We start from the raw sequence: 16,082 nt of genomic DNA, 5'->3' as shown, positions 1-16,082 counted from the left end.
CTCATCATTCTATCAAATCCAAGTGGCACGTCATGTACAAAAAAACGTCCATTCCTCAACAAATGAGGAACAGACGTGATGATTAGACGTGACGAATCACGAAATATTTTTTCTTACCACGACGAATGATCGTGAATTCACCGAGGGTATCTTCGCGCGTAATCATTTTATCGAGCGCTTGTTCACGTTCCCCGTTCAAGTAAATCGCACCGTTCGTTACGTCTTCACGTGCCTGACGTTTCGATGGTGAAATTTTAGCCTCTACAAGGAGGTCGACAAGATTACGCTCTCCGTCAAGTTCGAATTGCGGCATCCCTTTGAACGCATCTTCCATGTCTTCTGGTTGAAGCGACGTTAAATCCCCACTAAAGAAGGCTTTCGTGATCCGTTCTGCTTGTTCAAGTCCAGCTTCACCGTGAACGAGCTTCGTCATCTCTTCTGCGAGACGGCGCTGTGCCACACGCTTCTCAGGTGCTTCCGTCACTTCTGCTGCAAGTGCTTCAATCTCTTCATGCGTCATGAACGTGAAGTATTTGATGAACTTGATGACATCCGCATCGTCGACGTTGATCCAGAACTGGTAGAACTCGTATGGTGACGTCTTGTCAGCATCTAACCAAACCGCACCACCCGCTGTCTTCCCAAACTTCTGTCCGTCAGACTTTGTGACAAGCGGAACCGTGAGTCCGAACGCTTTTTCTGAATGACCGAAGCGACGAATCAATTCAAGACCTGCCGTGATGTTCCCCCATTGGTCACTTCCACCGACTTGAAGACGACATTTCTCTGTCTCGTATAGTTTCAAGAAGTCGTAAGATTGAAGCAACATGTATGAGAATTCTGTGTACGAGATCCCATTCTCCATGCGTGAATCGACAGAATCTTTCGCAAGCATGTAGCTGATTGGGAAGTGCTTCCCGATGTCGCGAAGGAAATCGATGATCGACATCTCTTCTGTCCATTCGTAGTTGTTGCGAATCGTGATCGGGTTCTCCCCTTCAAGTGGAAGGAATCGGCTCAACTGATCTTTGATTCGATCGGAGAAGAGCTTGACCGTATCCAATGTGTTCAATGAACGTTCATCCGAACGACCAGACGGGTCTCCAATCATCCCTGTCGCCCCACCGACAAGCGCGATGACCTGATGGCCCGCCTGTTGGAAACGTTTTAGCGTTAAAATCGGGAGCAAGTGCCCGATATGAAGTGAGTCTGCTGTCGGGTCAAATCCCGTGTACAACGTCGTCGGTTGCTTCAGTTGTTCCTTTAGTCCTTCTTCATCTGTCATTTGGTTGACAAGCCCTCGAAACTCTAAATCGTTTAATAGTTCCATCTGTTCCACTCCTTCAATTGACATAAAAAAACGTCCCTTCTCATATGAGAAGGGACGGAGATTCCGCGGTACCACCCTACTTGTCGCAATTCGCGACCGCTTGAGCGAGAGATAACGGTCTCGAACCGGCCAAAAGGCACGCTCTAAAAGTGTAATTCATCGTTTGGCGTTGGCTAGTTCACAGCAACCACTAGCTTTCTGGACAAGAGGCCCACCGACTACTTCGCTTTCTTCATTGCGTCATCATATCGTTGACTATGCTATTCATTTTATAAGCATCGTTTTCCACTTGTCAACTCCCACAATGAAACTTGCGTAAGACATCGGTTTCAAGGTAAGGTGAAGGTTGAATTGTGCTATAATCGAATATATTACTGTCTAAAATAGTTTTACACCATATTTAAGGAGGCTGTCATGCTGCAGAAGATTCGAGACTTTTGGAATAATCCGACGTCATTGAAAGTTCGTCGCTATGCCAACGTTATATATGATGTGTCGTGGAACGTTCTACTTCTGACCATCATTTCTGTTGTACTCATTGGGTTTTTAGGTGCTGGAATCGGCTTTGGATATTTCGCATCCCTCGTCAAAGATATGCCGACCCCCGCCTATAAAACAATGACTGCACAAATCAACACGTATACATCGACATCCAATATTTACTTTGGGAGCGGAGAACGAATCGGGAACTATACGACCGATGAAGTGCGAATTCCTATACCGGTAGAAAAAGTATCTCCATATGTCGTCGATGCGCTACTTGCGACAGAGGACGTCGAGTTTTATGAACACGATGGAGTCGTTCCAAAAGCGACATTACGTGCCATTTTACAAGAAGCGACCGGTTCAGAAGACCGTACTGGTGGTTCTACCCTGACGCAACAATTGATCAAGAACCAAATGCTAACGAATGAAGTGTCGTTCGAGCGGAAAGCAAAAGAAATTTTGTTAGCTCTTCGACTTGAAAAAGCGATGAATAAAGACGAAATTTTAAATGCTTACTTGAATGTCGTATCGTTCGGTCGTAACTCGATGGGACGTAACATTTCAGGGATCGAGGCTGCTGCACGTGGCGTATTCAATACTTCAGCTGAAAAGTTGACGTTGCCACAAGCGGCATTCTTAGCAGGAATTCCGAAAAACCCGTTCTTCTACACACCGTATTATCAAGGTGGGGTCGTTAAAGAAGACGTATCGGGTGCTGTCAACCGTATGAAGACGGTATTGAACCGAATGTATGTTGCCGGAAAAATCACAAAAGAAGAATATGATGCGGCCTATAACTATGACATCACACAAGACTTCATGCAGACGCAGACAAAACCTCGTGATAAATATCCGTACGTTGTCGATGAGGCAGAGCTACAGGCTCGTCAAATCGTGACTGACTATCTGATGAAACAGGACGGGATCGAATACAACAATCTAAGTTCTGAAGAAAAAGATTCTGTCAGATCAACGTACGCAAAACGAGCGCATAATATGTTGCGTCAAGGTGGATTCAACATCCGATTAACGCTTGATAAAGAAGTGCACGAAGCGATGCAACAACCCGCGAAGAATGCTGGGAACTTCGGACCGAATCAAACGATTAAAGATGAAAACCGTACACTGCCTGAACAGACTTCTTCTGTCATGATTGAAAACAAGACCGGGAAAGTACTCGGATTCGTCGGTGGTCGCTACATCAATGGTAAGACCGATGATTTGAACCGTGCATTCTGGGCAGAACGTCAAATCGGTTCGACTGCAAAACCGATTCTTGTGTATTCAAATGCGATTGAAGCCGGTATGATTACGCCTGCCACTAAAATTATCGACGAAGAATACTATTATAAATTTACGGGTCCGGGACAACCGAAAAAACAAGTTCAAAACGAAGGGAAGACATATCGCGGAGCCGTCACGGTGCGTGATGCACTCAAACTTTCATTGAACGTTCCAGCCGTTAAGATTTATGAGGAACGTAATCAAAAACCTGCCGATACGCAAAAACTAGTCGATATGGGGATTCCGGTATCTGAAGGAAACCGTTATGCATCAGCGATGGCTCTCGGTACGGGAGAAGTTAAACCAATCGATTTAGCTGCAGCATATGCGATGTTAGCCAACTACGGAGAACATGTCGCCCCTTACTTTATTCAACAAATCGAGTATCAAGGTGAAGTGATTTACGAAGCAAAACCGAAGAAGACACGTATTTATACGGATCGAACATCTTATCTTGTCGTTGATATGCTCCGTGACGTGTATACGTCAGGTACAGCGACATATGCTAAATCACTACTCAACGTTCCTGGAGACTGGATGGGTAAAACCGGTACGACGAATGACCAGCGCGATTCTTATTTGGTCGGATCGAACCCGAACGTCACACTCGCCGTCTGGTCCGGTTACGATTCACAACGTCTCTCTATGCTAAATAGTTGGGACTACGGACAATATTACCAACGGACTCAGAAAATCTGGTCACAAACGATGAATCGTGTCTATGCGGATAATCCTGAAGCCTTAGGCGTAAACGCCCGCTTCGTTCAACCTTCAAGTGTCTCTGCCAAAGACTTCAAAGACTCTGGTACATTCTCTGAGAAGAAGAAAGTAGAAGAGAAAGAAAAAGAAGAGGAAGCGAAGAAGAAAGCTGAAGAAGAGGCGAAGAAAGAGGCTGAGGAAGCAAAGAAAGACGCTGAAGCGAAAAAACAAGAAGCTGCTGACGATGCTGCCGCTAAGAAAAAAGCCGAAGCAGAAGCGAAACAAAAAGCTGAAGCCGAAGCGAAGAAAAAAGCCGAGGAAGAAGCGAAGAAGAAAGCTGAAGAAGAGGCAAAGAAAAAGGCTGAAGAAGAGGCGAATGCCGACTCTACAGATTCCAATAATGAATAAGCAAAAGGTCGACACCTCGTGTGTCGACCTTTTTTGCTCAGTCTTCCATTGTTGATAAATCGCCCGTCTCAAGATTTAACTCCCAAGCTTTCAAGACGCGACGCATGATTTTCCCACTTCTCGTCTTCGGAAGCTTGTCCTTGAACTCGATTTCTCGAGGTGCCGCGTGAGCTGCCAATCCTTCTTTGACGAACTGTTGAATTTCTTGTTTTAACTCATCAGACGGTTCGTAGCCTTTACGAAGCGCGATGAATGCTTTAATGATTTCACCTCGGACCGGATCCGGTTTTCCGATGACGCCAGCCTCGGCAACAGCCGGATGCTCGACGAGTCGACTTTCCACTTCAAATGGCCCGACGCGTTCGCCGGCTGTCATGATGACATCGTCGACACGTCCTTGGAACCAGAAGTAACCGTCTTCGTCCATATAAGCTGAGTCCCCTGACACGTACCAATCTCCCCAGAAGTAACTCTCATACTTCGTATCGTTCTTCCAAATCTTCCGCATCATCGATGGCCATGGTGTCTTCAGTGCCAAGTTCCCCATCCGATGTGGGGGAAGTGGTCGACCTTGATCATCCAAGATGGCTGCCTCACAACCAGGAATCGGTTTCCCCATCGACCCAGGTTTAATATCCATCGTCGGATAGTTACAAATCATCATGGCTCCAGTTTCTGTCATCCACCACGTATCGTGGATCCGGAGGTTGAACGCCTCATGTCCCCAGCGGATGACTTCAGGGTTCAACGGCTCCCCGACAGATAGGATATGACGTAAAGAGGACAAGTCATATTTTTCAAACGCTTCGTCGCCTGCACCCATGAGCATGCGGAATGCCGTCGGCGCACTATACCAGACTGTTACGCCAAATCGTTCGATGACCGAGTACCAAAATTCCGGATTAAATCGTCCCCCGACGATAACGTTTGTCGCTCCGTTTAAGAACGGTGCAAAAATACCATAGCTCGTCCCCGTCACCCATCCCGGGTCGGCCGTACACCAATAAATATCATCCGGTTGCAAATCGAGTACCCACTTACCGGTCATCATATGTTGAATCATCGCATTATGGACATGGAGAACCCCTTTTGGTCTTCCTGTTGAACCCGATGTATAGTGTAAGATTAGACCGTCTTCACGATCGACCCAAGTCAATTCGAGATCTGTCGTCGCTTCACTTGCCAACTTCCGATAATCGATCACTTTGCCGGATTCCTCGATATCATCCCCAACGAGTAAGATGGTTTCGAGATGTGGCAATTGATCGACCGGGACACGTGGCAATAATTCTCTCGTCGTCACGATCACTTTCGCCTCAGAATCAAGGAGTCGATCATGTACCGCTTGTTCCATGAAGGCTTCAAAGAGTGGACCGACGATGGCACCCAGCTTGATCGCTCCGAGTAAAATAAAATAAAGTTCTGGTTGACGTGGCATAAAGATAAAGACACGGTCGCCTTTCTCCACACCAATCGACTTCAGAACATTACCAGAACGATTACTCTCTTTCTTCATATCCGCATACGTGTACCGCTGTTCCCGATCCCCATCGAAATAAAGCAATGCCACTTTCGTCGCCAATTCACTTTCTGCATGACGATCGATTGCTTCGTATGCCAAATTGACCTTCCCCGTCAAGTTCCAAGAAAATAAAGCTTCTGCTTGTGTCCATTCAAACGACTGACAAGCCTCTTCATACGACGCTAATTGATGCTCCCCTGTTAACGCTTTCAATTTTTCCATCGTTAAAGATTCGCCTCCCCTGTAAAGATTGGTATAACCACTTTCAGTATAGTGTTAAAATTATGACAAATCAATGAATTTCCAGTTTCATCAAAAGCGGATGAAACTAATCCAATGAAAGCGCTATAATAAGAGTTGGAAAAGGTGGTGACCCTATGGAAAAACAATATCATTCAAAAGTGTGGCAGACCTCACAAGGTGACGTCACGATTGACGGTCCGATTGCGCCTGACGTCTTGCAGACGTATCGTCTTGATGAAGGATTGACCGCATTTCGTGAACCGGAAGATCAGCACGAGGCACTCGTCGATATTGCTGGGTTGAAAGAAGGAAGAATCATCGTCGCCAGACAGGATGATCTCGTGATCGGTTACGTGACCTTCCTCTATCCTGACCCATATGAGCGTTGGAGTGAAGGAAACGACCCATACATCCTTGAACTTGGGGCAATCGAGGTAAGTCCCCGCTTCCGAGGGCAACGCATCGGGAAACAATTGCTCGAAGTGTCGATGATGGACCCACATATGGATGACTTTTTGATTTTAACGACCGAATATTATTGGCACTGGGATTTGAAGGGCAGTGGACTCTCGATTTGGGATTATCGCAAAGTCATGGAGAAGATGATGAATCATGGTGGACTTGTCTTCTTCCCGACAGACGATCCAGAAATCGCCTCTCACCCTGCCAACTGTTTGATGGCTCGCATCGGCAAAAACGTGCGCCAAGAAACAGTTGATCATTTTGACTCGCTTCGGCTCCGCCGACGATTCATGTACGATTGAGGAGGAAATGATATGTTAATCGAACAGATGATGAATCGACATGTCGTGACGATTCAACCGACCAATACAATCGCTCACGCAGCTAAACTCATGCGAGAACATCGTGTCAGACATTTAATCGTGACAAACCCCGCTCGACAAGTCGTCGGGATTGTCGGGCAATTTGAGATGAGCGGTGCAACGAGTGTCTTTCATCCCGAGAGCGAAAATGCCGATTTTCAAAACCCTATATCGAGTATTATGCGTCCGGAAGTTCCGACGGCACATCCTTTTGATTTCTTCGAGGACGCGGCAGCATTATTTTATGAAAACCGGCTGACCTGTCTCCCGATCGTCGAACAAGGCAAGCTCGTTGGCGTGTTGACCGAAACGGATTTATTGCGATACTTTGTCCAATTGACGGGTGCACTCGAGCCGAGTTCACAAATCGAGATCTTAGTTGAGAATACGACGGGAACACTCGAAAAAGTGACCCGGCTCCTCGCCAAAACCAATATCAACATCATTAACGTCTTCGTTCATCCGACGAGTGACCCCTACAAACGGATTATCTCCTTCCGCGTCCAGACGATGAATCCACTACGGATTATCGAACGACTCAAGCGAGAAGGATATGAGGTACTCGGACCGGAGATGTCACAATGAGACCATTCTACATATTTGGTGAAGATGAGACGTCCTATCGTTTTCACGAGGACCATCCATTCAATCCATTGCGACTTGAATTGACGACATCGCTATTGATCGCAGCCGGAAAACTTTCCAAATCGGAATGTGTATCTCCTCCACTCGCCTCGGTTGAGGAGTTAGCGCTCGTTCACGATCTCGATTACATCGAAGCCGTCCAAGCGGCGGCGGCAGGTGAGCTATCTACATTAAAAGCCAATAAATTTGGTCTCGGTACGGAAGACACACCCATCTTTCCGACGATTCATGAAGGAGCGGCGCGTCTCGTCGGAGGGACGATTCATGCACTCGATCTCGTGGCAAGCGGGAAAGCGGAGCGCGCCTTTCATGTCGGAGGAGGGTTACACCACGGCATGCGGCGTAAAGCATCAGGATTTTGTGTGTATAATGATGCCGCTGTCGCTATCGCACATGTGAGAAAGCAATATGGGTCGCGTGTCCTCTATGTGGATACGGATGCACATCATGGGGACGGCGTTCAGTGGCTCTTCTATGACGATGATGACGTCATGACATTATCCATTCACGAGACCGGTCGTTATCTCTTTCCTGGTACCGGAACAGTGACGGAGCGTGGCAATGGGAAAGGATACGGCTATAGTTGGAACGTCCCGGTCGATGCGTTCACCCAAGACGATTCATTCTTGACGTGCTACGAGACCGTCTTACGCGAGGCGTGCGAATGGTTCAAACCCGATATCATCCTGACTCAGAATGGTGCGGATGCCCATGTGTTTGATCCACTCACCCATTTGGCGTCAACGATTCGGACGTTCGAACAAATCCCGCAGATTGCCTCACGCCTGGCCGATGAATATACAGACGGCCGTCTCGTCGCCCTTGGTGGCGGTGGGTATGACTGGTATCGTGCCGTGCCACGCGCTTGGGCTCAAGTGTGGGCCGGATTGACGCGTGAGGAACCGTATACAGGAGAGATCCCAATCGAGTGGATTGAACAATGGTCCGGTATCGCTGGTCAACCGTTACCCACACGGTGGGACGATTCCCTTTATACGTTCGACCACATCCCGAGACGGCAACAAATTGAAGAAAAGAACTGGGAAGTCACCAAACGAGCGTTTTGGCCGTTCATCTCAAATGACCGAAAATCGATTTATCTATAAAAAGAAGCCTCCGCATCCATCAAATGATTTGATGAATGTGGAGGCTTTTGTTTAGTCTTGGCGAAGCGAATCACGACGCTCGATTCGGTGAGGAAGCACGACGTTTTTCTCTTCGATTTCTTCTGCGTTCAAGATTTTTGTCAAGAGACGCATCGCGACGGCTCCGATATCGTACATCGGTTGAACGACCGTCGTCAATTTCGGACGAATCATCGTCGCGAGACGCGTGTTATCGTGACCGACGACTTCAAAGTCGTTTGGAACCGAGTAACCTGCATCTTGGATCGCGTGGATGACACCGAGTGCCATCTCATCCGTCCCCGCAAAGATTGCTTTCGGGCAATCATCTCGCTGCAACATTTTTTGCATGGCTTCAAGGCCTGATGCGTATGTGTAATTCCCAAGAATCATATCGTTATCATGGAATGGAAGACCTGCATCTTCAAGCGCGCGGCGGTATCCTGCGAATTTCTTCTCGCCATTGATCTGTTGCTCGAGTGGACCAGTGATGAATCCAACACGGTCATGTCCGTGGTTGATCAACATTTGGGTCGCGTCATATGCGGCTTGTTCATAATCGATGTTGACGGCAGGGAGATCATATCCTTGGTTCAACGTCGCTGCGAGAACGATTGGAACCGGTGACTTTTTGAACTCTTCGACGAGGTCTTCATGCAAACGTCCACCCATAAAGATGATGCCGTCCACTTGTTTCCCTAACAACGTATTGAGTAAATGAACTTCCTTGTCACGACTTGAATCCGAGTTTCCAAGGATGATGTTGTATTTGTACATCGTCGCCACATCCTCAATGCCTCGTGCCAAATCGGCGAAGAAAATGTTTGAGATGTCCGGCACGATGACACCGACCGTCGTCGTCTTTTTGCTTGCTAGTCCACGCGCAACGGCGTTCGGACGATAACCAAGACGGTCAATCGCATCTTGTACTTTCTTACGTGTCGTCGGTTTGACGTTCGGGTTTCCGTTGACGACACGAGAGACGGTTGCCATGGACACCCCGGCTTCTCGTGCGACATCGTAAATCGTTACGTTGTTACTATTCATAAACTACTCCTCCTACAAGTCCTGATTTTCAAAAAGTTTTCATAAAACGTCTTAAAAAAGGAAGACAGGTATCTGTCATCCATTTACCCTGTCTTCATGCGATATAAAACGTTTCCATTTGGAAAGCTTACTTTTTCACCAAATCAAGTTGGGGAAACTGGACCGTCAGTCCTTCCACAAATTGATCGAATTGATCAAAGTCCAATTGTTGTTGCGCATCTGATAAAGCGATGGCTGGATTCGGATGTACTTCGACCATTACACCGTCTGCTCCGATGGCAAGCGCCGCTTTCGCAGCCGGCAACAACAAGTCACGACGACCTGTCGAATGGGTGACGTCTACCATAACCGGTAGATGCGTCTCTTGTTTCAAAATCGGCACAGCGGTAATGTCTAATGTATTGCGCGTCGCGCGCTCATACGTTCGAATCCCCCGTTCGCACAAGATGACTTGGCTGTTCCCGCTCGCCATAATGTACTCTGCCGCATAAATGAACTCTTCGATTGTAGCGGATAATCCACGCTTCAACAAGACCGGTTTGTCCGTCTTTCCGACTTCTTTTAACAAATCAAAGTTTTGCATATTGCGGGCTCCGACTTGGATAATGTCGACATACGGTAACGCAGATTCAACCGCACCGGGTGTCATAATTTCCGTAATCACCCGTAAATCATGACGGTCAGCTGCCGTTTTCAACATTTTCAACCCTTCAAAACCTAACCCTTGGAAGTCATACGGGGAAGTACGTGGTTTATAAGCTCCACCTCGCATCACTTTGACACCCGATAATGCGAGTTTCTCTGCCACCGCATTCACTTGTTCAAATGATTCAACGGCACATGGACCTGCGATCAATTGCGGGCGTCCATTCCCGATGGTTACATCCTTCAAATGAACCAGCGTGTCTTCCGGTTGACGTTTTCGCGACACGAGTAGTGTTTTATCACGATCTTCGCCCTGTAATTCAGCGGAAGCTTTGAATACTTCTTTAAAGATATGTTGAAGACGTGACGTTTCGAAAGGTCCTTGATTCGAAGCGGCGATGAAATCAAGCATTTCTCGCTCTCGGACCGGATCGTATCGTTCGACGCCTTGAAGACGTTTAATTTTTCCAATTTCGACAGCAAGTGTGCCCCGCCGACTAAGCAAATCGAGCATTTCATGGTTCAATTCATCCATTTCTCGACGTAAGCGATTCAATTGATCTTGTGGACTCATAGTTTCCCTCTCATTCCTAAGCCGTTCTTTCTAGATTCCTAATTATATCGAACTTTGTGCACTTTGTCATAAGGAAACGTTCTACGTCACAAAATCCCCAAAAAAGGACCGAATGCATTCGGTCCTTTCGTATTATTCTTCTTTTTTGAGGTCTTTCTTCAAGTCAGCGAGTTCTTCTTTCGATTCATCGTCAAGCAACTCGTTTACCGGTGTTTCAAGCGAATCATCTGATTCGGCTTCTAACTCAGATACTGAATCCGAATCACTCGTTGAGTCTTCTTCAGCCGCACGGTCCATCTGTTCTTTCACTTCAGATTCCGCTTCCGCGACGAGTTGATCTGCTTTCTCCATCGCCTCTTCAATCGAAAGGTCGTCCTCATCGATTTGTTGCTTTAACTCTGCTGCCTCACGCGCCTTATCTTTCACGATATTGAGGACAGGTGCCGCCTTATCGCTCGCTACTTTAATCCATTCCCCAACGACCGGCTCTGCTTTCTCACGCATCTCTTTCGATTTGACAGTCAAGCGCTCACGCGATGTAGATGTCTTTTCGTCAAGGTACGTCCGCACTTCTCGTCCGCTTTTCGGCGATGTTAAGAGAGCAACCGCCGCCCCAACGATCCCTCCGAGAATGACCCCCGTCAAAAATCCGCTACTTGATTGATTTTGTTCTGTTGGTTGCTTTTGGTCTGTCATGTGTGAGTTCCTCCCCGTAGTTTCCTTATTTAATCGTATCGTCCGTTTGAATCAAGTCAGGTGATACAGATGTTTCTTCTTTCTTTTCGCGTCGTGTGCGACGACGTGGACGTTCTTTTGTTGTAGAAGACTCTGGCTTGTTCTTCTTGAACAATTCGACTGCCACAGACCCCCAACGCACGGCTTGTGCAATCTGCTCTTTGTTTTCATCCGCTGCCGAATGGACAGAAGTTGAGACGGTACGGACCGATTCGGTAACCTCGTTCAGTGATGTACCTAGTTCATCGAGCGCATGCGCAACAGGTGCGAGCAATTCTGTTTTTTCTTCCACGTTGTCGACGAGACGGTTCGTCTTATGTAAGAGCGCCGTCACTTCCATCGTGATTCCGTCGAGCTGGCGTTCTAAATTTTCGGTCGTGTTGGCGACGCTACCGAGTGTACGGTTTACATTCGATAAGACACGTGCCAAGAAGATGACGAGTACGACAAACGCGAGGGCCGCAATCAGGCCCGCGATGCCTCCTAGTGTGATCTCCATTCAATCCATTCCTCCTATTCAATCGTTTCTTGTTTCATTATAGCACCATTATGACTGAAAAGATTTGCTACAACCGTTTTCGCCATTCGGTCTGATTATTCCTTTACCCGTTTTTATGTTTTCGATTACACTAAAATAGAAATTCATAAAAATAATTAGGGGTGATCGTGTGAGAGATCCAAGAATTACACAATTAGCAGACGGTTTAATCAATTATTCCGTCAAGTTACAACCGGGGGAAAAAGTACTGATTGAGAATTTCGGCGTAGAGGAATCGCTTGTCGAGGCACTCGTCGAAAAAGCATATGAGGCGGGCGGACACCCATTCGTCTTGTTGAAAGAGAGCCGCATCTTACGTAAATTATATACGGGTGCCAGTCGCGAACAACTTGAACTCATGGCTGACATCGAACGGAAACAGATGCAAGCCATGGATGCATACATCGGTTTACGTGCCGGCGATAACATCAATGAGCTCTCTGACGTGCCGAGTGAGCAACAAAAACTCGTCGGTGCTACGCTCGGTAAAATGCACACGGAAGACCGCGTGAAAGGGACGAAGTGGGTCGTCCTCCGCTACCCATCCCCATCGATGGCACAACTCGCAGGAAAATCGACAGAAGCGTTCGAAGACTTCTACTTCAACGTATGTACACTCGATTACGGAAAAATGGACCGTGCGATGGACGGATTGGTCGAATTGATGAACAAGACGGACCGTGTCACGTTGAAAGGACCAGGAACGGACCTCTCGTTCTCCATAAAAGATATCCCGGCAATCAAATGCTCTGGTCAAATGAACATTCCAGACGGTGAAGTGTTCACGGCGCCGGTCAAAAATTCGGTCAATGGCGTCATCACATATAACACGCCATCTCCATACCAAGGCTTCACGTTCGAGAACGTGAAGTTGACATTCAAAGACGGTAAAATCGTCGATGCGACGGCCAACGATACAGAACGGATCAATGAAGTGTTCAACACAGACGAAGGAGCTCGTTACGTCGGTGAATTCGCTATCGGTGTCAACCCGTACATTCAACATCCGATGAAAGACATTCTCTTCGATGAAAAAATTGACGGCAGCTTCCACTTCACGCCTGGTCAAGCGTATGACGATGCGTATAACGGCAATAATTCGTCAGTTCACTGGGACCTCGTCAACATTCAGCGTCCAGATTACGGCGGTGGTGAAATCTGGTTCGACGATGTATTGATTCGAAAAGACGGACGATTCGTCATCGATTCCTTACTCCCACTCAACCCAGAAAATTTGAAATAAGTAAAATGGTGCGTCTACGCGAGACGCACCATTTTTATGTTAAAGTTTAGGTTTTTTGCCGAGTGCAGCAGACATCATCCAAATCTCTTTTTCGAGTCGTTCGATGTGAGATACGAACGTATCTTCAATCGCTTCGTCTCCATCTTCAAATTTCTCCATCGCATCCTGCATCTCTTGACGGATTTGTTTGAAGTCACTGATGATATCTTTGATCATCTGTTCGGTTTCTTCGTGACGATCGCCTTCTTTTAGTGTTGAGTGTTCTAAATACTCTTTCATCGTCGCAAACGGTTCTCCATCGTTCATAAGAAGTCTTTCTGCGACGTCATCATAGAGTTCTGCCACTAAGTTATAAAGCTCTTCGAGTTTCTCGTGATACGTAAAGAAGTGAGGACCATTGATATACCAATGGTAGTTATGGAGCTTCACAAATAGCAACCCATAGTTCGCGACTTCCTTGTTTAACGTATTGAGTGCACCTTGACTAGCCATGCTTAACATCTCCTTTGTCTTATTCATCGATACTACTATTACCGAGATTTTCGTTGGCTAAACATAAAAAAGGAGAGACATTCGTCCCTCCTCCATCTTATGCTTCAAGTTTTACGATTTCTTCATATTCGCGTTGATACGTTTGGATGTCACCTGCACCCATGAACAAGAGTACTGCCTTGTCATGATTGCGTAAGACGCTCGTGCCACCACGTTTCAAAATATGCGCTCCTTCGATTCGTGACTGAAGGTCCTCAATCGTGACCGTCCCTTCTTGTTCACGTGCCGAACCGAAAATGTCGCATAAATAGACCGTGTCTGCTTCGGCCAATGCCGTCGCAAAGTCGTCCATGAATGATTTCAAACGTGTGTACGTATGCGGTTGGAAAATCGCCACGACTTCCCGCTCCCCATACTTTTTACGAGCCGCCTCAACTGTCGCACTGATTTCACGCGGATGGTGTGCGTAATCGTCAACGAGTACTTGATTGTTTAGTGTCGATTCACTAAAGCGACGTTTCACACCATCAAATGTTTCCAATCGTTCTTTAACCAATTCTTTTGGCAAGTTTTCATAGTCACATGTCGCGATCACGGCGAGTGCGTTTAATACACTATGGTCTCCATATCCAGGAATGCGGAATGTTCCGTAGAAATCATCACGTAAAAAGACATCAAATGTTGTTCCATTTTCTGTTGATGTAACGTTTTCAGCACGGAAATCATTATGCGTTCCAAACCCGTAATAAACGAGCGGCACATTGGCTTGAATTTGTTGAAGATTCTCGTCATCGCCACAAGCAATGATTCCTTTTTTCACTTGCTTGGCCATTTCTTGGAATGCATCGATGACATCATCTAAACCAGAGAAGTAATCCGAATGATCGAAGTCGATGTTCGTCATGATGGCATAATCAGGACGATAATATAAGAAGTGACGCTTATATTCACAGGCCTCGAAGACGAAGTTCTTCGAATCGGCAACTCCCTCACCCGTTCCATCACCAATCAAGAATGATGTCGGCTCGATTCCACGCATGACGTGGGCAAGCAAGCCTGTTGTTGATGTTTTCCCATGTGACCCCGTAATGGCGACACTCGTATAATGGTTTGCGAGCTCACCTAAAAACTCGTAATACTTATAAATCGTCAAGCCGAGTTCACGTGCCCGCACGATTTCTGGATGGTCGTCGCTGAACGCGTTTCCTTGTACGACGATTTGGTCTTCAGAAATATTGTCAGGATCAAACGGCAAAATTTCAATCCCTTTTCGGTTTAATGCTTCTTCAGTAAAAAATGCTTTTTCAACGTCCGATCCACGGACCTCATTGTTCATATCAAATAAAATTTGAGCTAAAGGACTCATGCCCGTTCCTTTAATTCCGACGAAGTGATAACGGTTCATCTGTAAATAGCCCCCCTAATTCATTGCGGCTCGTCAAAATGCGACAAACCTTTGTCATTATAGCAAAACTCATGGAGTCGTGCTATTACAGATTATTGTTTTTTTGTGCAAGTCGTCGGCTACGGTACATCGCCATTCGATCTTTCGGCGTCATCATCACGTTTACAGGCGGTTGATCCGCTTTATAAGAGACTTGTACTGTCGGTGTCAACTCTGTGTCCGGCGGTAACGTCTGTTGCTCAGATGGTGTTTGTAATCTTTCTGCAATCTGCTCAACCGATGGTCCGATTTGCTCAGGGGTTGCGTTTACATCTAACGTTTCTTCTGGTGCAGCTGCATCATCCACATCCACGACCGATTCTTTTTTTGAATGGGACAAGTCCGTCGACTGCATAAAGACGGATGAGAAACCGTCATCTAAAATCGAGACCTCGCCTAATAATGATTTCTTTTCGGATGTCATTTCCGTGGAAATCTTTTCAAGAGGCGCTTCGTTTTGTTCATGGAGAGACGAGTGTTCAATCGTTGGTTCTTCTTGCATCAATTCCTCAACGGTTTCGTTCTCTGCCTTCTGCTCTGAATCATATGCTTCTCTCGTCTCCGGAGAGTGTTCGACAGGAAGCACAATCTTTGGTTTCGGACGAGCATATCCATAAATCGGTGACGGGACATCTGACGGTATAAATTCATTGGGGACATCTGCTTTCGGTGGAGGGGATACCGTCTGCCCTTCTCTCGATAATTCCCGTTTGATTCGCTCTGCTTGTTGTTTCAGTGAACGTTCATATGCATTCATACTTGATTCCTCGCTTTTTCACTCAATCCTTATTTAACAAAA

At 46.7% G+C, this 16,082-nt stretch carries 14 protein-coding genes and 1 other annotated feature; of the genes, 5 read left to right on the top strand and 9 right to left on the bottom strand.

The features are described from left to right. Window positions 1-82: 82 nt before the first annotated feature. The gene (gene tyrS, locus KNO94_RS05790; RefSeq protein WP_214778304.1) at window positions 83-1,330 is read right to left on the bottom strand and encodes a tyrosine--tRNA ligase; all 1,248 of its coding nucleotides are present in this window, start codon (window positions 1,328-1,330) and stop codon (window positions 83-85) included. 47 nt (window positions 1,331-1,377) lie between these two features. Beyond that, window positions 1,378-1,575: a binding site (T-box leader), on the bottom strand. A 169-nt stretch (window positions 1,576-1,744) separates the two neighbouring features. Here tyrS and KNO94_RS05785 point away from each other — a divergent pair. Then, window positions 1,745-4,207 (top strand): transglycosylase domain-containing protein, encoded by a 2,463-nt coding sequence (locus tag KNO94_RS05785; RefSeq protein WP_214778153.1) that lies wholly within the window; start codon window positions 1,745-1,747, stop codon window positions 4,205-4,207. 37 nt (window positions 4,208-4,244) lie between these two features. On the opposite strand, the gene acsA is transcribed toward KNO94_RS05785, so the two are convergent. Continuing rightward, window positions 4,245-5,951: an acetate--CoA ligase gene (acsA, locus tag KNO94_RS05780; RefSeq protein ID WP_214778151.1), complete on the bottom strand. Its 1,707-nt coding sequence runs from the start codon at window positions 5,949-5,951 to the stop codon at window positions 4,245-4,247. Between the two features lie 155 nt (window positions 5,952-6,106). Between acsA and KNO94_RS05775 the strand changes: the two genes are divergently transcribed. The 3 genes from KNO94_RS05775 to KNO94_RS05765 are packed head-to-tail and all read left to right on the top strand — an operon-like array spanning window position 6,107 to window position 8,547. After that, entirely contained in the window at window positions 6,107-6,736 is a 630-nt protein-coding gene (locus KNO94_RS05775; RefSeq protein WP_214778149.1) for a GNAT family N-acetyltransferase, read from the top strand. Window positions 6,737-6,748: 12 nt separating this feature from the next. Further along, window positions 6,749-7,381, top strand: coding sequence for an acetoin utilization AcuB family protein (locus KNO94_RS05770; protein ID WP_214741393.1), 633 nt, complete (start codon window positions 6,749-6,751; stop codon window positions 7,379-7,381). Beyond that, a complete protein-coding gene (locus KNO94_RS05765) occupies window positions 7,378-8,547 on the top strand; it encodes an acetoin utilization protein AcuC (RefSeq protein WP_214778147.1) in 1,170 nt (389 codons plus the stop codon). Before KNO94_RS05770 ends, KNO94_RS05765 begins: the two co-directional genes overlap by 4 nt. 51 nt (window positions 8,548-8,598) lie before the next feature. Here the strand turns inward: KNO94_RS05765 and ccpA are convergent, their stop codons facing one another. The 4 genes from ccpA to KNO94_RS05745 all read right to left on the bottom strand — a co-directional run bounded on the left by ccpA (window position 8,599) and on the right by KNO94_RS05745 (window position 12,065). Further along, window positions 8,599-9,612, bottom strand: a complete 1,014-nt coding sequence (gene ccpA, locus KNO94_RS05760; protein ID WP_074033452.1) for a catabolite control protein A — start codon at window positions 9,610-9,612, stop codon at window positions 8,599-8,601. Between the two features lie 127 nt (window positions 9,613-9,739). After that, window positions 9,740-10,831 carry a bifunctional 3-deoxy-7-phosphoheptulonate synthase/chorismate mutase gene (locus tag KNO94_RS05755; RefSeq protein ID WP_214778145.1) on the bottom strand — a complete coding sequence of 364 codons (1,092 nt, stop codon included), beginning with the start codon at window positions 10,829-10,831 and terminating at the stop codon, window positions 9,740-9,742. A 132-nt stretch (window positions 10,832-10,963) separates the two neighbouring features. Further along, a complete protein-coding gene (locus tag KNO94_RS05750) occupies window positions 10,964-11,527 on the bottom strand; it encodes a YtxH domain-containing protein (protein WP_214778143.1) in 564 nt (187 codons plus the stop codon). 25 nt (window positions 11,528-11,552) lie between these two features. Next, window positions 11,553-12,065 (bottom strand): DUF948 domain-containing protein, encoded by a 513-nt coding sequence (locus tag KNO94_RS05745; protein ID WP_214778141.1) that lies wholly within the window; start codon window positions 12,063-12,065, stop codon window positions 11,553-11,555. A gap of 169 nt (window positions 12,066-12,234) precedes the next feature. On the opposite strand from KNO94_RS05745, the gene KNO94_RS05740 reads away from it, so the two are divergent. Then, window positions 12,235-13,347 carry an aminopeptidase gene (locus tag KNO94_RS05740; RefSeq protein WP_214778139.1) on the top strand — a complete coding sequence of 371 codons (1,113 nt, stop codon included), beginning with the start codon at window positions 12,235-12,237 and terminating at the stop codon, window positions 13,345-13,347. 39 nt (window positions 13,348-13,386) lie between these two features. Here KNO94_RS05740 and KNO94_RS05735 read toward each other — a convergent pair whose 3' ends face one another. From KNO94_RS05735 to KNO94_RS05725, 3 genes are all read right to left on the bottom strand, one after another. Then, on the bottom strand, window positions 13,387-13,839 hold the full coding sequence (locus KNO94_RS05735) for a Dps family protein (RefSeq protein ID WP_214741407.1): 453 nt from the start codon (window positions 13,837-13,839) through the stop codon (window positions 13,387-13,389). Window positions 13,840-13,936: 97 nt separating this feature from the next. Then, window positions 13,937-15,244 (bottom strand): UDP-N-acetylmuramate--L-alanine ligase, encoded by a 1,308-nt coding sequence (murC, locus tag KNO94_RS05730; RefSeq protein ID WP_214741409.1) that lies wholly within the window; start codon window positions 15,242-15,244, stop codon window positions 13,937-13,939. A gap of 85 nt (window positions 15,245-15,329) precedes the next feature. Further along, window positions 15,330-16,040: a hypothetical protein gene (locus KNO94_RS05725; RefSeq protein ID WP_214778137.1), complete on the bottom strand. Its 711-nt coding sequence runs from the start codon at window positions 16,038-16,040 to the stop codon at window positions 15,330-15,332. Window positions 16,041-16,082 lie beyond the last annotated feature (42 nt).

Origin of the sequence: Exiguobacterium sp. s22, from assembly GCF_018617455.1 — a bacterium.
Classification (GTDB): Bacteria; Bacillota; Bacilli; order Exiguobacteriales; family Exiguobacteriaceae; genus Exiguobacterium.
Note: the sequence above shows the minus strand (reverse complement) of the source record. Positions and strands in the feature narration are given on the sequence as shown.

What these genes read in the sequence shown, in the direction of transcription:
- tyrS (WP_214778304.1), bottom strand. Translation starts at nt 1,330, where the DNA reads ATGGAACTATTAAACGATTTAGAGTTTCGAGGGCTTGTCAACCAAATG.
- KNO94_RS05785 (WP_214778153.1), top strand. Translation starts at nt 1,745, where the DNA reads ATGCTGCAGAAGATTCGAGACTTTTGGAATAATCCGACGTCATTGAAA.
- acsA (WP_214778151.1), bottom strand. Translation starts at nt 5,951, where the DNA reads ATGGAAAAATTGAAAGCGTTAACAGGGGAGCATCAATTAGCGTCGTAT.
- KNO94_RS05775 (WP_214778149.1), top strand. Translation starts at nt 6,107, where the DNA reads ATGGAAAAACAATATCATTCAAAAGTGTGGCAGACCTCACAAGGTGAC.
- KNO94_RS05770 (WP_214741393.1), top strand. Translation starts at nt 6,749, where the DNA reads ATGTTAATCGAACAGATGATGAATCGACATGTCGTGACGATTCAACCG.
- KNO94_RS05765 (WP_214778147.1), top strand. Translation starts at nt 7,378, where the DNA reads ATGAGACCATTCTACATATTTGGTGAAGATGAGACGTCCTATCGTTTT.
- ccpA (WP_074033452.1), bottom strand. Translation starts at nt 9,612, where the DNA reads ATGAATAGTAACAACGTAACGATTTACGATGTCGCACGAGAAGCCGGG.
- KNO94_RS05755 (WP_214778145.1), bottom strand. Translation starts at nt 10,831, where the DNA reads ATGAGTCCACAAGATCAATTGAATCGCTTACGTCGAGAAATGGATGAA.
- KNO94_RS05750 (WP_214778143.1), bottom strand. Translation starts at nt 11,527, where the DNA reads ATGACAGACCAAAAGCAACCAACAGAACAAAATCAATCAAGTAGCGGA.
- KNO94_RS05745 (WP_214778141.1), bottom strand. Translation starts at nt 12,065, where the DNA reads ATGGAGATCACACTAGGAGGCATCGCGGGCCTGATTGCGGCCCTCGCG.
- KNO94_RS05735 (WP_214741407.1), bottom strand. Translation starts at nt 13,839, where the DNA reads ATGGCTAGTCAAGGTGCACTCAATACGTTAAACAAGGAAGTCGCGAAC.
- murC (WP_214741409.1), bottom strand. Translation starts at nt 15,244, where the DNA reads ATGAACCGTTATCACTTCGTCGGAATTAAAGGAACGGGCATGAGTCCT.
- KNO94_RS05725 (WP_214778137.1), bottom strand. Translation starts at nt 16,040, where the DNA reads ATGAATGCATATGAACGTTCACTGAAACAACAAGCAGAGCGAATCAAA.